The sequence below is a fragment of the Burkholderia territorii genome (genome assembly GCF_902833055.1).
GTDB lineage: Bacteria > Pseudomonadota > Gammaproteobacteria > Burkholderiales > Burkholderiaceae > Burkholderia > Burkholderia territorii.
This window is the reverse complement of sequence record NZ_CADFEJ010000004.1, coordinates 208,653-226,864: the sequence shown is the minus strand read 5'-3', so window position 1 is coordinate 226,864 and position 18,212 is coordinate 208,653. Positions and strand designations below refer to the sequence as shown.

The following is an 18,212-nucleotide window of genomic DNA, read 5'->3' as shown; positions in this document are numbered from 1 at the left end:
GAGGATCGCACGACGTTGCCCGTTCCGACGACGAGCACGGCCCTCCGGGCTGCCTGCGCCGCACGACACGCCGCGCCCGCCGCTGCCGTGCTTGCACTCGCGGCGGCGCTGGCGCTGCATGCTTGCGCCGCCCGTGCGCAGGCGGTGCCGGTGCAGGCGGCCGCGGCAGGCGTGCCCGTGCCCGTGCCCGTGCCCGTGCCGGTGCCTGCGCCTGCGCCTGCGCCTGCGCCTGCGCCGGGGCCGGTGCCGGTGCCCGCACCCGACACACTGTTTCTCGACGTGTCGCTCAACGGTGAGCCGACGCACCGCATCGCCCGTTTTCAAAGAATCGACGGCCGGCTGTACGCGGCGTCAGCCGACCTGAACGACCTGGGCGTCGCCACGGGCGACCGTGCGCACGAGTCGTCGAACACGCTCGTCGCGCTCGATACGCTCGCGGGGCTGCGCTACGACTACGATGCGGCGCGGCAAACGCTCGACCTGCGCGTGCCCGATGCGCTGCGCATCCCGCACACGTTCGATACGCGCGCACTCGCGGCCACGCCGCCGGCCAGCTCCGGCCGCGGCTTCGTGCTGAACTACGACGCGTACGCGCAGACCCTCGCCCACGCACCGCTCGCGGTCTGGAGCGAGGCGCGCTACTTCGATCCGGCCGGCGTATTCAGCAGCACCGGCATCGCCTACCTGTACGACGACCGCCGCCGCTACGTGCGCTACGACACGTCGTGGAGCCACTCGAACCCCGGCACGCTCACGACGACCCAGATCGGCGACACGATTTCGTCGTCGTTGTCGTGGACCCGCTCGCTGCGCCTCGGCGGCGTGCAGTGGCGCAGCAACTTCGGCCTGCGCCCCGACCTCGTCACGTTTCCGGTGCCTGCGCTGTCCGGCAGCGCGGTCGTGCCCACCTCGGTCGACTTGTATGTGAACAACGTGCGCCAGTTCAGCGGCGACGTGCCGAGCGGCCCGTTCGTGATCAACAGCGTGCCCGGCATCACCGGCGCGGGCAACGCGACGGTCGTCACGCGCGACGCGCTCGGCCGCTCGATCGCGACGACCATTCCGCTGTACGTCGACACGCGCCTGCTCGCGCCCGGCCTCGCCAGCTATTCGGCGGAAGCCGGGTTCCTGCGCCGCGCATATGGCAACGATTCGTTCGACTATGCGCGCACGCCGGCCGCAAGCGGCTCGCTGCGCTACGGCATCAGCGAGCGGCTGACCGTCGAGGCGCACGCGGAAGCGACGGCCGGCGTCTACAACGCCGGTGCCGGCGCGCTCGCCCGCCTCGGCGAACGCGGCGTCGCGAACGCGTCGCTGGCGGTAAGCGCGCCGGGCCGCACGGGCGTGCAGGCCGGCGTCGGCTACCAGTACGTGACGCCGCGCTTCTCGATCGATGCGCAGACGCTGCGCGCGTTCGGCGACTACGGCGATCTCGGCAGCCGCGAAGGCGTGCCGGTCTCGCGCGCCACCGACCGCGTCACGGTCTCGTTCCCGTTCCTGCGCGCGCAGACGCTGTCGTTCAGCTATCTCGGCCTCAAGTATCCGGGCATCGTCCCGTCGCGGATCGGCTCGATCGCGTACCTCGTCAATCTCGGCGGGCTCACTTCGATCACGTTCAGCGGCTTCCAGGACTTCCGGCAGCACGACGCACGCGGGTTCTTCGTGAGCCTGAGCGTCGGGCTCGGCGGCAACACGTCCGTCTCGGCGAACGCCGGCCGGCAGAACGGCGACTCGACCTACACGCTGAACGCGACGCGTCCGCCGGATTACGGCGGCGGCGTCGGCTGGAACGTGCAGGCGGGCGCCAACGCGGGCCTGCGCTACGCGCAGGGGCAACTGCAGTATCTCGGCCGCGCCGGCCAGGTCACGCTGCTCGCGCAATCGTTCGACGGGCGCGGCAACGCGTCGGTCGACGTCACGGGCGCGTTCGTGCTGATGGACGGCCGGCTGATGACCGCGCGCCGCGTCGACGACGGCTTCGCGCTCGTCTCGACCGACACCGGGCGCGTGCCCGTGCTGCACCAGAACCGGCTGATCGGCGAGACGGACCGGGCCGGCTACCTGCTCGTGCCCGACCTGAATGCGTACCAGAGCAATCGCGTCGCGATCGACGGCACGGCGCTGCCCGCCGACGCGCGGATCGCCGACACGACGCTCGACGTCGTGCCGCAGGCGCGCTCCGGCGTGCTCGCGCACTTCGCGGTGACGCGCTACAGCGCCGCGTCGATCGCGCTGCGCGCGCCGGACGGCACGCCGCTGCCGCCCGGACTCGAGGTCCGCCACGTCGAAAGCGGCCAGCGCACGATCGTCGGCTACGACGGCCTGACCTTCGTCGACGGCCTCGTCGCGAACAATCACCTCGAAATCTCCGGCGGCGGCCGCGACTGCGCGGTCGAATTCGCGTACCGGCGCCCGGACGACGGCACGCTGCCGCGCATCGGCCCGCTGACCTGCGGCCCGCGTTGATCCGCGCCTGCGGGCGGCCTGCGCGCTCGCCGGCCGCGGGCGCCGCGAATGTTAGAATCGCGGGATTCCCTCGGCGGCGCACGCCGCCCAACTCCCCTTCGAAGAATCGCCATGACGTCCCAACTGCACAAAAAGGGCGAGGCCTGGTCGGCCCGCTTCTCGGAACCGATGTCGGAGCTGGTCAAGCGCTACACGTCGTCGGTGTTTTTCGACAAGCGCCTCGCGCTCGTCGACATCGCCGGCTCGCTCGCGCACGCGAGCATGCTCGCGGCGCAGAAGATCATCAGCGCCGACGACCTCGCCGCGATCGAACGCGGGATGACGCAGATCAAGGGCGAGATCGAGCGCGGCGAATTCGAATGGCAGCTGGATCTCGAGGACGTCCACCTGAACATCGAGGCGCGCCTGACCGCGCTGATCGGCGATGCCGGCAAGCGCCTGCACACGGGCCGCTCGCGCAACGACCAGGTCGCGACCGACATCCGTCTGTGGCTGCGCGGCGAGATCGACCGCATCGGCGGCCTGCTGAACGACCTGCGCGGCGCGCTGATCGACCTCGCGGAAAAGAACGCGGACACGATCATGCCGGGCTTCACGCACCTGCAGGTCGCGCAGCCGGTCACGTTCGGCCACCACCTGCTCGCGTACGTCGAGATGTTCACGCGCGACGCCGAGCGCATGCGCGACTGCCGCACCCGCGTGAACCGCCTGCCGCTCGGCGCGGCCGCGCTCGCCGGCACGAGCTACCCGATCGACCGTCACGCCGTCGCGAAGACGCTCGGCTTCGACGGCATCTGCGCGAACTCGCTCGACGCGGTGTCGGATCGCGACTTCGCGATCGAATTCACGGCGGCATCGGCGCTCGTGATGACGCACGTATCGCGTTTCTCCGAAGAACTCGTGCTGTGGATGAGCCCGCGCGTCGGCTTCATCGACATCGCCGACCGCTTCTGCACCGGCAGCTCGATCATGCCGCAGAAGAAGAACCCGGACGTGCCCGAGCTCGCGCGCGGCAAGACGGGCCGCGTCAACGGCCACCTGATGGCGCTTCTTACGCTGATGAAGGGCCAGCCGCTCGCGTACAACAAGGACAACCAGGAAGACAAGGAGCCGCTGTTCGACACGGTCGACACCGTCGCCGACACGCTGCGCATCTTCGCCGAGATGGTCGCCGGCATCACCGTGAAGCCGGATGCGATGCGCGCGGCCGCGCTGCAGGGCTTCTCGACCGCGACCGACCTCGCCGACTATCTCGTGAAGCGCGGGCTGCCGTTCCGCGATGCGCATGAAGCCGTCGCGCACGCGGTGAAGATCTGCGACGACCGCGGCATCGACCTCGCCGACCTGACGCTCGACGAAATGAAGCGGGAACTGCCGAACGTCGCGCACCTGATCGGCGACGACGTGTTCGGCTACCTGACGCTCGAAGGTTCGGTCGCGAGCCGCAACCACCCGGGCGGCACCGCGCCCGACCAAGTGCGTGCGGCGGTCAAGGCCGCTCGCGCCGCGCTCGGCAAGTAAGCCTGCCGGCATGCACGGGCGCCTGGCGCGTCCGTCCTTCCCTCGGGCGGCCGTCGTGCCGCTCGACGCCTTTCCCGCTTCCCGGATACCGCCGATGACCTTCTCCGCCGCGCTCTTCGACATGGACGGCCTGCTCGTCGATTCCGAGCGGACCATCATGAACACGTGGATCGACGTGTCGAGTGCGCACGGCGTCGTGCTGACCGAAATCGATTATCTGCAAATCGTCGGCCGCTCGTTCGCCGAGGGCCAGGTGATTCTCGCGCGGCTCATCGGCGACGCCGACACGTTCGACGCCGTGCGCACCCGCGTGCGCGAGCAGCTGGCCGCGCCCGAACCTCATCCGAAGTTTCCGCTGAAATCCGGCGCGCTGGCGCTGCTCGAGACGCTCGCGCAGGCAGGCATTCCGTGCGCGGTCGCATCGTCGTCCGCGCGCGACGTGATCCGTGCGCGGCTCGACGCGGTCGGCGTGCTGCCGTTCTTCCGCGCGATCGCGGGCGGCGACGAAGTCGCGCGCGGCAAGCCCGACCCGGCCGTGTACCGGCTCGCGGCCGAACGCCTCGGCGTGCCGGCGCACGCGTGCGTTGCGTTCGAGGACAGCGACTTCGGCGCGCAATCGGCCGCCGGCGCGGGCGCATCGGTCGTCACCGTGCCCGACCTGAAGGCGCCGACGCCCGAGATCGTCGCGCTGAGCCTGCACGTGCTCGCATCGCTCGACGATGCAGTCGCGCTCGTGCCGTCGTGGTTCGGCCGCATGGACACGCAGCAGCCGGCGTAGGCACCTCGCGACACGCCACATGCGAACGGGCACCCTCGGGTGCCCGTTTTCCGTTACCGCGCCGCATGACCGGCGTCGCGACGCTCGTCAGTTGTTGCCGGCCGTCTCCGACAGCCGCTTCATCGTCGCGATGCGCGCGCCGATCAGGTCGACGCGTCCGTCCTCGCCGACGAGCGGCGCCGTCGCATCGCGGAACGCCACCCACGCGCGTTGCGCACGCACGAGCGTCGCGGCCGAATGCGCGGGCATCTTGCGACGCAGCTTCTGGTAATAGCGATTCAAATCGAACAGCGCGTGTTCGCACGCGGCATCCTGCACGCACGGCCGCACGCGGCGTATCGCCGGATCGCGCGGTACGTTCGCCGGCTTGCCGGTGGCTGCCGCGGCCGTGCCCGGCGCCTTGCCCGCACCGCTCGCGGTGTCGCCTTGCGCACGGCTCGTGGCCGCGACCGGCACGGCGGCGGGCGGCGGCGCATAGCGGTCGGCCGCCGCGCGCAGCGCCAATGCGCGATCGCGCACGGGCTGCAGCTGCAGGTCGGCGCTCGACATCGCATACGCGGTGCCGCGCGTCGTGTCGTATACGGCCTTCAGCAGATGAACCTCGTCCTTGCGCCACGTGACCCAGTGGCGCTGGCTGTCCTGCCAGCCGCGCTTCACGTCGGCCGGCGCGTCGTTCGACAGGCGCTGGTACGCGCTGTCCATCACCGCCTGCCATTGCTGCTGCGCTTCGCCCATGCACTGGATCTGGCCGGCCGTCGACGACCGGTCGCGCCGCGCGAGACACTGCCGCATCGCAACGTCGATCGGGTCGGCCGCCGCCACCTCCGCATGCGCGACGTTCAGCCCCGCAAGCCCTGCGAACCCGCTCGCCCAGACGACGAGCGCGGCCAGCGCCGCGCGCATCGTCCGGATTCGTCCCTGCGCCGCCATCAGTCGCGCACGCAGTCGACGAAGTACTCGACGCGGCCGTTCACTTCTTCCGCGACGAGACCGTGGATGTCGGTGTGGAAGCCCGGGAAGCGCTCGTTGAAGTCGCGCGCGAACCGCAGGTAGTTCACGATCGTCTTGTTGAAGCGCTCGCCCGGGATCAAGAGCGGAATGCCCGGCGGGTACGGCGTGAGCAGGATGCTCGTCACGCGGCCTTCGAGTTCGTCGAGCGGCACGCGGTCGATCTTGCGGTGCGCGAGCTTCGCGAACGCGTCCGACGGCTTCATCGCGGGCTCCATGTCCGACAGGTACATCTCCGTCGTCAGGCGCGCGATGTCGTTCGCACGGTACACGTCGTGGATCTGCGTGCAGAGGTCGCGCAGGCCGACACGCTCGTAACGCGGATGCTGCGCGACGAATTCCGGCAGCACGCGCCACAGCGGCTGGTTGTTGTCGTAGTCGTCCTTGAACTGCTGCAGCTCGGTCACCATCGAGTTCCAGCGGCCCTTCGTGATGCCGATCGTAAACATGATGAAGAACGAATACAGGCCGGTCTTCTCGACGATGATCCCGTGCTCGGCCAGGTACTTCGTGACGATCGCGGCCGGAATGCCCGTCTCGCCGAACTCGCCGTCGACGTCGAGCCCCGGCGTGATGATCGTCGCCTTGATCGGGTCGAGCATGTTGAAGCCTTCCGCCAGCGGGCCGAAGCCGTGCCAGTGGTCGTTCGGCTTGAGCATCCAGTCCTCGCGCGAGCCGATGCCTTCTTCCGACAGGTCGTCCGGCCCCCACACGCTGAAGAACCAGTCGTCGCCGTATTCGGCGTCGACCTTGCGCATCGCGCGACGGAAGTCGATCGCCTCGGCGATCGATTCCTCGACGAGCGCGGTGCCGCCCGGCGGCTCCATCATCGCAGCCGCGACGTCGCACGACGCGATGATCGCGTACTGCGGGCTCGTCGACGTGTGCATCAGGTACGCCTCGTTGAAGCGATGCTTGTCGAACGTGCGGTTCTCCGAATCCTGCACGACGATCTGCGACGCCTGCGAGATGCCCGCGAGCAGCTTGTGCGTCGAATGCGTCGCGAACACGAGCGCGCCCGTACGCGGACGGCCGTCGCCGATCGCGTGCATGTCGCGGTAGAACGGGTGGAACGTCGCGTGCGGCAGCCACGCTTCGTCGAAGTGCAGCGTGTCGAGCAGGTCGCCGAGCAGGTCCTTGATCATCTCGACGTTGTAGACCACGCCGTCGTACGTGCTCTGCGTGATCGTCAGGATGCGCGGTTTCAGGTCCGGGTTCTCGCGCATCGCCTCGCGTGCGAACGGGTTCGCCTCGATCTTCTTGCGGATGTTCTCCGGCTTGAATTCGTCGCGCGGGATCGGCCCGATGATGCCGAAGTGGTTGCGCGTCGGCGTGAGGAACACCGGAATCGCGCCCGTCATCGTGATCGCGTGCAGGATCGACTTGTGGCAGTTGCGGTCGACCAGCACGATGTCGCCGGGTGCGACCGTCGCATGCCAGACGATCTTGTTCGACGTCGACGTGCCGTTGGTCACGAAGAACAGGTGATCCGCGCTGAAGATGCGCGCCGCATTGCGCTCGGACGCCGCGACCGGGCCCGTGTGATCGAGCAGCTGGCCGAGTTCGTCGACGGCGTTGCAGACGTCCGCGCGCAGCATGTTCTCGCCGAAGAACTGGTGGAACATCTGGCCGAGCGGGTTCTTCAGGAACGCGACGCCGCCCGAGTGGCCCGGGCAGTGCCACGAGTACGAGCCTTCGTCCGCGTACTTCACCAGCTCCTTGAAGAACGGCGGCGCGAGCGAGTCGAGATAGACCTTCGCCTCGCGGATGATGTGGCGCGCGACGAACTCCGGCGTGTCCTCGAACATGTGGATGAAGCCGTGCAGCTCGCGCAGGATGTCGTTCGGCAGGTGGCGCGACGTGCGCGTCTCGCCGTACAGGAAGATCGGGATGTCCGCGTTGCGGCGGCGCACTTCGGCGACGAACGCGCGCAACTCGATGATCGCGGTCGCGAGTTCCGGCAGCTCGCCGTCCGGGCCCGTTTCGCCGAGCATGAGTTCGTCGTCGTCGATCGACAGGATGAAGCACGACGCGCGGCTCGACTGCTGCGCGAACGACGTCAGATCGCCGTAGCTCGTGAGGCCGAGGACTTCGACGCCCTCCTTCTCGATCGCTTCGGCCAACGCCCGGATGCCGGAGCCCGAGATGTTCTCGGAGCGGAAATCTTCGTCGATGATAACGACGGGGAAACGAAACTTCATGGGCGATTCTCCAAAAAGAACGACCGCGGCGCGTCACGCGCAGCGGTCACCCGGAAACTGGTGAGACGTTATGCAACCAGATCAGGTTTTCGGCAGCGTGACACCGCGCTGACCCTGATACTTGCCGCCGCGATCGGCGTACGACACGTCGCACACTTCGTCGCTTTCGAAGAACAGCACCTGCGCGACACCTTCGTTCGCGTAGATCTTCGCGGGCAGCGGCGTGGTATTCGAGAATTCCAGCGTGACGTAGCCTTCCCACTCGGGTTCGAACGGCGTCACGTTGACGATGATCCCGCAGCGCGCATACGTCGACTTGCCGAGGCAGACGGTGAGCACGGTGCGCGGAATGCGGAAATATTCGACGGTGCGGGCCAGCGCGAACGAGTTCGGCGGGATGATGCACACGTCGCCCTTGAAATCGACAAACGAACCTTCGTCGAAGTTCTTCGGATCGACGATCGTCGAGTTGATGTTCGTGAAGATCTTGAATTCGTCCGCGCAGCGGATGTCGTAGCCGTAGCTCGACGTGCCGTAGCTGACGATCCTGCGACCGTCCTCGGACGCGCGAACCTGATCGGGCACGAACGGCTCGATCATCTTGTGTTCTTCGGCCATGCGCCGAATCCATTTGTCGGACTTGATGCTCATATCAGGGCGCCTGGAAACGCTGCGTGACAGTCGGTGAGGGCCGCGCCCGCGAGGCGGCGGCCGGGAAAGGCGCACATTTTACGCGATCATCGGCTCGCGCACGCGGCGGCCGTCACCGGATCACGCCGCAGGCCAGCGCGGGGCCCGCTCCATGCTGCGGAAACGCCGGGTCGCTCGGGTCGCGGTGCACCAGTGCCGCGCGATTCAGCGCGGAGCGCACGCCGTCGAGGGCCAGATCGGGCGCGACGATGAAACCGGCCGCGACGCCGTTCGCGTCCGCATGGATGTTGCCGAGATCGCCGGCGACGCGCGCACCGGCGCGCAGCCGGTCGGCGGCCGGCGCGAACACCTGGCCGGCGCTCGAGCCGTCGCCCGCGTTGCAGTCGCCGCGCTCGTGCACCTGCAGTGCGTGATCGCTGTTCGGCGGCAGCCCGACGAGGTTGTAGGTGACCTGCACGCCGTCGGGACGCTCGACGAACGTGACCGCGCCGTGCGCCTGCGAGCCGACGGTCGGCTGCAATTGCGCGTCGGCGCGCTTCTCGTGCGACGAGGAAAAAGAGGCACAGCCGGCCAGCAGGCCCAGCGCGGCGGCGGCCAGCAGCGCGCGCCGCGCGCGGCCGGCATGCACGCCGTGATGTCGTTGGTTCATTCGATCCTCATGCCGGCTGGCGGCCGTTCGAGACGGCTGCCGTGCCGGGCGGGTAAAGGGACCCGGGAAAAGTCGCCATGATACCGCGCCTCGCGATGCCGTAAACAGCGTGAGGCCCCGCCCCGCAAGGGTTTTACGTATTTTGAACAACGATCGACGGGAACTTCGACGTCATGTCGCGCGCGCGCTCGGCGATCGCCAGCGCGACCCCGCGCGCGATGTCGCGGTAGCGCCGCGCCAGCGCGCCATCCGGTTCGGCCACGACCGTCGGCGTGCCGCTGTCGGCGCGCTCGCGGATCGCGATGTCGAGCGGCAGGCTGCCGAGCACGGTCACGCCGTAATCCTGCGCCATCCGCTCGGCGCCGCCCGCGCCGAAGATGTGCTCTTCGTGGCCGCAGTTCGAGCAGATGTGGATGCTCATGTTCTCGACGATCCCGAGGATCGGAATCCCGACCTTCTCGAACATCTTCAGGCCCTTCTTCGCATCGAGCAGCGCGATGTCCTGCGGCGTCGTCACGATCACGGCGCCCGTCACCGGCACGCGCTGCGCGAGCGTGAGCTGGATGTCGCCGGTGCCCGGCGGCATGTCGACGATCAGATAGTCGAGCTCGCGCCAGTTGGTCTGCCGCAGCAGCTGCTCGAGCGCCGACGTCGCCATCGGGCCGCGCCACACCATCGGGTTGTCCTCCTCGATCAGGAAACCGATCGAGTTCGCCTGCAGTCCATGACCGACCAGCGGATTCATCGACTGGTTGTCCGGCGACTCGGGGCGCTGGCCGTGGATGCCGAGCATGGTCGGCAGCGACGGCCCGTAGATGTCGGCGTCGAGAATGCCGACCGACGCGCCTTCGGCGGCGAGCGCGAGCGCGAGGTTCACGGCCGTCGTGCTCTTGCCGACGCCGCCCTTGCCCGATGCGACCGCGACGATGTTCTTCACGTTCGGCAGCAGCTTCACGCCGCGCTGGACCGTGTGCGCGACGATCTCCTGCGACACGGCGACGCGCGCGTCGCGCACGCCCGGCACGGCCTTCAGCGCATCGGCGATGCGCGCGCGCACGTCGTCGTGCTGGCTGCGCGCGGGATAGCCGAGCACCACGTCGACCGCCACGGCGTCGCCGTCGATCGCGACGTTGCGCACGCCCTTGTTCGCCGCGTACGGACGGCCGGTATTGGGATCGACGACTGCCGCCAGTGCGGCGTCGACGTGTGCCCGATCAATGCTCATCGAAACTCCGTGAAATCGTTTTTCTCTCGCGCAAACGTCAAGAAATATCAAATAACGCTGCGAAAATCGGGAAAAGTGAAAGAATCTGTTGCACGCCATTGCGCGAACGCGCGCGTCGGAGCAATCTTCGCGTGCGGCATGCTATGGGGCCAAATCGGCCGCCAACCGCCTATATTGTAGAGGCTGATGCGTTGCCCTGTCCGGAACAGCCCCGCTGACGAACAGGGCATGCGGCCGCCTCGACGGCTGCCGCGGGCACGGGCTCGCCCTTCCTTTTTCGGGTGTCCGTGCAGGGAGCCGTAACTGTTGTTTGTCGTCGTTGTCGACTCGTTCAACCAAGAGAGGAATCCAAGATGAACATGAAAATCGCGACTCGCCTGTCCGTCTTCGCACTCGCCGGCGCGCTGCTGGCAGGCTGCGCCACGCAGCAAGGCAACAATACGGCCGTGGGCACCGGCACGGGTGCGGCGCTGGGCGCGGGCATCGGCGCGCTGGCCGGTGGCGGCAAGGGCGCGGCGATCGGCGCGGGCGTCGGCGCACTGGTCGGCGGCGTGACGGGTTACAACTGGCAAGCGATCAAGAACAAGCTCGCGCCGTCGGCAGCCAAGACGGGCACGCAGGTGACCGAGCAGCCGGACGGCTCGCTGAAGCTGAACGTGCCGAGCTCGGTGACGTTCGCGACGAACCAGTACGCGATCACGCCGGCGTTCACGCCGCTGCTGAACGACCTGGCGACGACGCTGAACCAGAACCCGCAAGTGACCGCATCGATCATCGGCTACACGGACAGCACGGGCTCGGCACAGCTGAACCAGACGCTGTCGCAGAACCGTGCGCAGAGCGTCGTGAACGCGCTGGTGCAGCGCGGCGTCGCCGGCGGCCGCCTGTCGGCACAAGGCATGGGCCCGTCGAACCCGATCGCGGACAACGCGACCGAAGCCGGCCGCGCGCAAAACCGCCGCGTCGAGATCTACCTGCGCGCAGCGCAGCAGTAAGCACCGCCGCGAGAGGAGCAAACGGGGGCGCACGCCCCCGTCGCACAAGGCTTCCAGCGGGGCCCGTAACAAATCGAAAAAAAATTCGAACTTCTGTCGCGGCCCGCGGTCTGTCTTTACGGTACGCGGCTGGCGCAGCCGGCGCGTCACCATTCTCCTCTTGTCGTTGTTGCTCCGGGGCCGTATCCGCCCCGGTTTTTTTTGCCCGGAATTTGTGTGCTGCGTTGCAGCATCGCACCGCCGGGCACGCCGCCACGGCGGCCCGCTCCTTCCGGCGCCCGCTCCACGGCGCCCGCGCCGGCTGACCTGCCCGCGCCCCTGCTAGAATCGCAGTTTCCGTCGTTTCAGCCGTTCTTCTACAGACCCTATGTCCGCAACCGACCTCACTTCCGTGCAGGCCGCGGCGCCGCAAGGCCGCCGCCAGATCCTCGTTACGTCCGCACTGCCCTACGCCAACGGCCAGATCCATATCGGCCATCTGGTCGAGTACATCCAGACCGACATCTGGGTGCGGACGCTGCGAATGCACGGCCACGAGGTCTACTACATCGGCGCCGACGACACGCACGGCACGCCGGTCATGCTGCGCGCGGAAAAGGAAGGCCTCACGCCGAAGCAGCTGATCGAGCGTGTATGGACCGAACACAAGCGCGATTTCGACAGCTTCGGCGTGTCGTTCGACAACTTCTACTCGACCGACTCGGACGAGAACCGCGTGCTGAGCGAGAAGATCTACCTCGCGCTGAAGGACAACGACCTGATCGCCGAGCGCGAGATCGAGCAGGCGTACGACCCGGTCAAGGAAATGTTCCTGCCGGACCGTTTCATCAAGGGCGAATGCCCGAAGTGCCACGCGAAGGACCAATACGGCGACAACTGCGAAGTGTGCGGTTCGACCTACCTGCCGACCGAACTGCTGAACCCGTACTCGGTCGTGTCCGGTGCGACGCCGGTGCGCAAGACGTCGACGCACTACTTCTTCCGCCTGTCGGACCCGCGCTGCGAATCGTTCTTGCGCGAATGGGTCAGCGGCCTCGCCCAGCCCGAAGCCACCAACAAGATGCGCGAATGGCTCGGCGACGCCGGCGAGGCGAAGCTCGCCGACTGGGACATCTCGCGCGACGCGCCGTACTTCGGCTTCGAGATCCCGGGCGCCCCCGGCAAGTACTTCTACGTGTGGCTGGACGCGCCGGTCGGCTATTACGCGAGCTTCAAGAACCTGTGCGACCGCAAGGGCATCGACTTCGACGCGTGGATCCGGTCGGGCTCGAGCGCCGAGCAGTACCACTTCATCGGCAAGGACATCCTGTATTTCCACACGCTGTTCTGGCCGGCGATGCTCGAATTCTCGGGCCATCGCACGCCGACCAACGTGTTCGCGCACGGCTTCCTGACGGTCGACGGCGCGAAGATGTCGAAGTCGCGCGGCACGTTCATCACCGCGCAGAGCTACATCGACACCGGCCTGAACCCGGAATGGCTGCGCTACTACTTCGCCGCGAAGCTGAACGCGACGATGGAAGACATCGACCTGAACCTCGACGACTTCCAGGCGCGCGTGAACAGCGATCTCGTCGGCAAGTACGTGAACATCGCGAGCCGGGCGGCGGGCTTCCTGCTCAAGCGCTTCGACGGCCGCGTGCAGGACAGCGCGATGAATCATCCGCTCGTCGCGAAGCTGCGCGGTGCGATTCCCGCGATCGCGTCGCACTACGAGGCGCGTGAATACAGCCGCGCGCTGCGCCAGACGATGGAACTCGCCGACGAAGTGAACGCGTACGTCGACGGCGCGAAGCCGTGGGAACTCGCGAAGGATCCGGCCAACGCGGTCGCGCTGCACGAAACCTGCAGCGTGAGCCTCGAGGCATTCCGCCTGCTGTCGCTCGCGCTGAAGCCGGTGATGCCGCGCGTGGCCGAAGCCGTCGAGGCCTTCTTCGGGATCGCGCCGCTCACGTGGGCCGACGCCGCGAAGCCGCTGTCGTCCGCGCAGCCGATCAAGGCGTACCAGCACCTGATGACGCGGGTCGATCCGAAGCAGATCGACGCGCTGCTCGCGGCGAACCGCGATTCGCTGCAGGCCGACGCTGCCGGCGCTGCTGCCGCGGGCACGGCCACCGCCACCGCCAACGCCGCGAAGGCGGGCAAGAACGCCAAGGCGAACGCAAAGCCGGCCGCCGCGAACGCAGCCGACGACGGTCCGATCTCGATCGACGATTTCGCGAAGGTCGACCTGCGCATCGCGAAGATCGTCGCGTGCCAGGCCGTCGAAGGCTCGGACAAGCTGCTGCAGCTCACGCTCGACATCGGCGAGGAAAAGACCCGCAACGTGTTCTCCGGCATCAAGTCGGCGTACCAGCCCGAGCAGCTCGTCGGCAAGCTGACGGTGATGGTCGCGAACCTCGCGCCGCGCAAGATGAAGTTCGGGCTGTCCGAAGGGATGGTGCTCGCCGCGTCGGCTGCCGACGAGAAGGCCGAGCCGGGCCTCTACATCCTCGAGCCGCACAGCGGCGCGAAGCCCGGCATGCGCGTGAAGTAAGCCGCACGCACGGCCGCTTGCACGAGACACCCCGCACCGATCGCGTGCGGGGTTTTTTTATGCCCGCACCGGGCCGACGGAAAGCGATGCGAGCGACGACGACGAACCCGGCGCGTGCCGGCGTACGGCAGCGTCACCGCTGGCTGAACCAGCGATCGAAGCGCCGCGTGTAGTTTAGGTCGACGCCCTGGAACGTGCCGCCGTATGCGGACACCGACCAGAAGCGCGTCAGGTTGATCGTCGCCTTGAACGCGTTGCTCGCCGACTGCAGGCCCTGCTCGAAGCCGAGCACGAAGCGTTCGTTGATCGCCTTCGACACCTGGATGACCTGCGGATCGGTCAGCCCGACATCGCTGCGGCCGATCGAGAATTCGTCGAGCCCGAAGGTCTGCGCGACACGCTTGCCGGTCACGCTGCCCAGCAGCGCGAGCGCCGCCGTCATCGTGCCCTGCTGGCCGACGTTGTTGCCCTGGTCGGTGCCGTGCCCGAACAGCAGCCACGACAGTTTTTCGTTGTCGGTGACGTTCGGCTCCGACACCAGCTTGACCGTCAGCGCCTGGATCGTGCCGGTGACCTGCACGCCGGCCTCGACCTCCTGGTTGCGCCGCATCGCGAGAATGTTCACGCCCGGATTCGACACGGGGCCGTTGAACGTGAAGAAGCCGTTCTCGACCGCGAGCTTGCGGCCGAACGACGTATACGTGGACCCTTCGGTCACGCGCACGTTGCCGACCGCGCGCAGCGGCACGCCCGGCGCGCTCATCACGGTGATCGTGCCGCGCAGCCCGAGATCCGCGCCGTGCCCCTTGAAGCGGAAGTTGTTGCCGAGGCCGATGTCGATGTTCGCGCGCGGCGCGAGCGACGGTGCCGGCTTGTTGTCGACCTTCTGCGGCTTCGCGACCGCCGTGCCGGTGGGCGTCTCGCCGCGCACCGTCCCGTCCGGGCGCACCACGACGACGTCGTCGGACAAGTGCGGCGCCGCGTCCTCCGGCAGGTCGAACAACGCACGATCCACGACGAACTTGCCGTCGATCGACAGCGCGCCGCGCGGCCCGTCGTTCGCGACGGTCGCCTTGCCCGACAGCGACAGCTTGCGATCGGGCGCCGCGAACAGTTCGAGCTTGTCCGCGACGATGCTCGCGGTCAGGTCCGGCGCCTCGCCGTCGAGACGCACGCGGCCGATCGCGCGCAACGTGCCGTCGCCGCCGTGGAACTCGACCTGCTGGAATTCGACGAGGTTCTCCGCGAGCTTCACGCGCACGATGCCGTCCTTCAGCTGCACGCCCTGGTCGACGAGCGTCGCGGACAGGTCATCTCCCGTCAGCATCCCCGACACGTTCGGCTTCACCGGCGTGCCCGCGATCGTCAGCTTCAGCGCCGCGCGCCCGCCGAGCAGGTAGCTCGGCCCGAACAGGTTGCCGGTCGCCTTCAGCGACGGGATGTCGGCGTCGATGCGGCCGGCGAGCGGGCCGTCGTCGACGACGCCGAACACGCCGTCGCGCAGCGCGAACGGCACGGTGACGTTCGCATCGAGCGTGCCGACCCGGTTCGCCTTCGCGAGCGCCACCACGTTGAGCCGGTTGCCGGGCGCAAAGCTCGCGCGCGCCGACAGGTCGGTCAGGCCAAGCGACGCGATGCCGCGGCCGGTCTCGATCGTCACGTCGCCGCCGCGCCGCTTCACCTGCACGTAACCCGTCGCGTTCGCGCCGAGCGAGAAATCCCAGTCGGCATCGAGCACGACGTCGGTGCGCACCGGCGGCCGCTGGCCCGTCAGCTCCTGGCGGATCTCGAGGAAGCGCGCGACCGACGCGCCGCGCACGGCGCCTGCCGAGCGCATCTGGCCGTGATCGAACACGAACGACTTCAGGTCGATCTCCGCGCCCTCGAGCGTGAGCCGCGTCGCGCCGAGCGTCACGCGGCCGGCGCCAGCCGACACGGCGAGCGGCGACTGGAGCGCCACCGCCGGCGTGCCGCGGTTCGCGAGGCGCGTGACGGTACCGTCCCAGCGCATCCCGTCGCGGTTCTCGATCACGCCACCGTTCGCCGCGAGCGTCAGGTCGATCACGCGGCCGTCGGCCGCCCCGAGCGCCGACGCGTCGAGCGTGTGCTTCGCGCGCGTGCCGTCGAGGTTCGCGCGCAGCGATTTCAATTGCAGCGAGCCGAGCGCGATGTCGGTCGCGTCGGTCGTGAATACGAGCGCGCCGTGCGCGCCGTCGCGGATGTCGGCGCGCCCCTGCGCGGCACCGATCCGGTTCGAGCCCACCACGACGTGCTGGGCCTTGTAGGTGCCCGTCACGTTCGGATGCGCGAAGCTGCCGGTCAGCTCGCCCTGCGCCTGCACGAGCCCCTGCACGCCGAAGCCGAGTCGATCGAGCTCGGGCGCGTCGACGACGAAGCGCAGCCGGTCGCCCGGCGCGCCGAAACTGCCGCGCAGCTCGACATGGTTGCCCGCGATCGACAGGTTCGCGTTGCTCGGCAGGATCCGCGCGCCGACGAGCTGCACGACGCCGGCGCCGGTCAGCGGCACGCCGTCGTAGAGGCTGTCGCCGAGCTTGAAGGTCGCCTTCGTCGACATTTGCGGCGCGAACGCACCGGAGGCCGTCAACGTGCCCGATACGCGCGTCTCGCCGCGCCGGGCCGGCGCCTTCGCCGTTGCCTTCGCCGTTTTGGCGGCCGGCTTGCCGCCGCCCGCGCCCGGCGCGCTCATCGCGGCCAGCAGCAGCGGATCGAACGCGGTCAGCGTCGCCTTCGCGTCGTAGCTCGAATGCGCGTCGTGGCGGAACACGCCGGTCAGGTCGATCCGGCCCTTGCCAGCCGTCACGCGCGCATCGGTCAGCACCGTCTGCTGCTGCGTCAGCGCGACCTTCGCGCGCGCGCCGAGCGCCAGCTTCGGATCGTTCAGATCGAAGTCGACGGTCGTCGCATCGCCGGCGAGCGTCACGCCGAGCGGGCCGCCGAGGCGCATCGGCCGCAACTCGACGACGAACGCGTTGAGATCGAGGTTCGCGACCTTCAGGTCGAAGCGGCCCTTGCCGCCGGTCAGCGTGCCGCCGCCGGTCACGTTGCCGTCGCGGATCAGCTTCAGCGCGAGGCCGTCGATCCGCTGCGCGTGTGCATCGAGATTGACGGTCGCATGTGCGTCGACGACCGGCAGCAGATGCTCGCCGAGCGTGCCGGGCTTCGCATTGACGATCGACACCGGGCCGGTCACCGCGAATCCTTTGGCCGGCGCGGTCACGGGCGCCAGCTCCGCGCGCACCGCGAGATCGGCGGCCGGCGCGCCGGGCGAGATCGCCTGCGGGTTCACGTGATCGAACGCAAGCGACGCGCGGGTGAGCGGCACCGCGCCGAACGGCGCGGCCTCGACGTGCGCACGCCCGTTCAGCTTCATCCCGCTCGCGGTGACGTCGGCGACGAGCGCTTCGAGCGAGCCCGATACGTTCGCGCTCGCATTCACCGGTTCGTCGGCGAGCTTGCCCGCGTAGGTCGCGGTGCCCGTCAGCGCGAACGGCTTCACGCCGTCGAGGTTCGCGCGCGCGGTCAGCGCGCCGTACGGCGTGTCGACGCCGTCGAGTGCAAGCTCATGGTGACGGCCGTCGCTGCGACCGCTCAGCGCGAGATGGTCGAGCTGCGTCGTCGAGCCGCCTTCGTGAATCGCCAGGTGATCGACGCGCAGGTCGTCGATCCGCAACTGCAGCGGCAGGCTCAGGTCCTGCGGCGTCGTGGACGGCGTCGACGGACCCGGCGCGATCCGCACGTCGACCGTGCCCGCGCGAAGGTAGTCGACGGTCAGCCGCCACGGCGCGCGGGTCAGCGCCCAGCGGCCGTCGAGCCGGTCGATCCGCACTTCGGTGCCGGCGCCGCCGGGGCTCGTCCACGCGAAGCCGCGCAGCCGCACGCCCGTCGCCAGCGCGCCGCCGTCCAGCGTGCCGGTCAGCCGGCCGCCCAGCACGCGCACGGCGGTCTGCCACGCCAGCCGCGTGCCGCGCTCGGTCGTCGCCGCGGCCAGTACGAGCCCGGCTGCAAGCACGGCGAGCAGCACGATCGTCACGAGCGTCCACGCGACGATCCGGCCCGCACGCGCGCGGCGCGGCGCGGGCTGCGGCGCGTCGGGCGCGCGCTCGGGGGCGTCCGGGTCGTGAGGCGGCGGCGTGTCGTTCGGATCCTTCGTCATGCGGTTCG

11 protein-coding genes are annotated in these 18,212 nt (G+C 68.9%); 5 read left to right on the top strand and 6 right to left on the bottom strand.

Annotation, left to right across the window (positions count from 1 at the left end):
- The first annotated feature begins 15 nt into the window (after positions 1 to 15).
- The 3 genes from HW466_RS10840 (at position 16) to HW466_RS10830 (ending at position 4,765) form a co-directional block, all read left to right on the top strand.
- Positions 16 to 2,466, top strand: a complete 2,451-nt coding sequence (locus HW466_RS10840; protein WP_176316079.1) for a fimbria/pilus outer membrane usher protein — start codon at positions 16 to 18, stop codon at positions 2,464 to 2,466.
- A 111-nt stretch (positions 2,467 to 2,577) separates the two neighbouring features.
- A complete protein-coding gene (gene argH / locus HW466_RS10835) occupies positions 2,578 to 3,987 on the top strand; it encodes an argininosuccinate lyase (protein WP_151006933.1) in 1,410 nt (469 codons plus the stop codon).
- A gap of 94 nt (positions 3,988 to 4,081) precedes the next feature.
- On the top strand, positions 4,082 to 4,765 hold the full coding sequence (locus HW466_RS10830; RefSeq protein ID WP_059508199.1) for an HAD family hydrolase: 684 nt from the start codon (positions 4,082 to 4,084) through the stop codon (positions 4,763 to 4,765).
- Positions 4,766 to 4,852: 87 nt separating this feature from the next.
- Here HW466_RS10830 and HW466_RS10825 read toward each other — a convergent pair whose 3' ends face one another.
- The 5 genes from HW466_RS10825 to apbC form a co-directional block, all read right to left on the bottom strand.
- Positions 4,853 to 5,695, bottom strand: coding sequence for a lysozyme inhibitor LprI family protein (locus HW466_RS10825; protein WP_059791636.1), 843 nt, complete (start codon positions 5,693 to 5,695; stop codon positions 4,853 to 4,855).
- Positions 5,695 to 7,974 (bottom strand): arginine/lysine/ornithine decarboxylase, encoded by a 2,280-nt coding sequence (locus HW466_RS10820; RefSeq protein WP_059451003.1) that lies wholly within the window; start codon positions 7,972 to 7,974, stop codon positions 5,695 to 5,697. The genes HW466_RS10825 and HW466_RS10820 overlap by 1 nt, the downstream gene beginning before the upstream one ends.
- Before the next feature lie 81 nt (positions 7,975 to 8,055).
- The gene (gene dcd / locus HW466_RS10815; protein WP_006398615.1) at positions 8,056 to 8,625 is read right to left on the bottom strand and encodes a dCTP deaminase; all 570 of its coding nucleotides are present in this window, start codon (positions 8,623 to 8,625) and stop codon (positions 8,056 to 8,058) included.
- Positions 8,626 to 8,737: 112 nt separating this feature from the next.
- The gene (gene sodC / locus HW466_RS10810; protein WP_060121722.1) at positions 8,738 to 9,274 is read right to left on the bottom strand and encodes a superoxide dismutase [Cu-Zn]; all 537 of its coding nucleotides are present in this window, start codon (positions 9,272 to 9,274) and stop codon (positions 8,738 to 8,740) included.
- Positions 9,275 to 9,407: 133 nt separating this feature from the next.
- On the bottom strand, positions 9,408 to 10,499 hold the full coding sequence (apbC, locus tag HW466_RS10805; RefSeq protein WP_059540703.1) for an iron-sulfur cluster carrier protein ApbC: 1,092 nt from the start codon (positions 10,497 to 10,499) through the stop codon (positions 9,408 to 9,410).
- A gap of 353 nt (positions 10,500 to 10,852) precedes the next feature.
- Between apbC and HW466_RS10800 the strand changes: the two genes are divergently transcribed.
- The gene (locus HW466_RS10800) at positions 10,853 to 11,494 is read left to right on the top strand and encodes a YiaD family glycine zipper/OmpA-like lipoprotein (protein ID WP_059508196.1); all 642 of its coding nucleotides are present in this window, start codon (positions 10,853 to 10,855) and stop codon (positions 11,492 to 11,494) included.
- 367 nt (positions 11,495 to 11,861) lie between these two features.
- Entirely contained in the window at positions 11,862 to 14,030 is a 2,169-nt protein-coding gene (metG, locus tag HW466_RS10795) for a methionine--tRNA ligase (protein WP_060024295.1), read from the top strand.
- Positions 14,031 to 14,163: 133 nt separating this feature from the next.
- Here metG and HW466_RS10790 read toward each other — a convergent pair whose 3' ends face one another.
- Positions 14,164 to 18,204 carry a translocation/assembly module TamB domain-containing protein gene (locus tag HW466_RS10790; protein WP_176316078.1) on the bottom strand — a complete coding sequence of 1,347 codons (4,041 nt, stop codon included), beginning with the start codon at positions 18,202 to 18,204 and terminating at the stop codon, positions 14,164 to 14,166.
- Positions 18,205 to 18,212 lie beyond the last annotated feature (8 nt).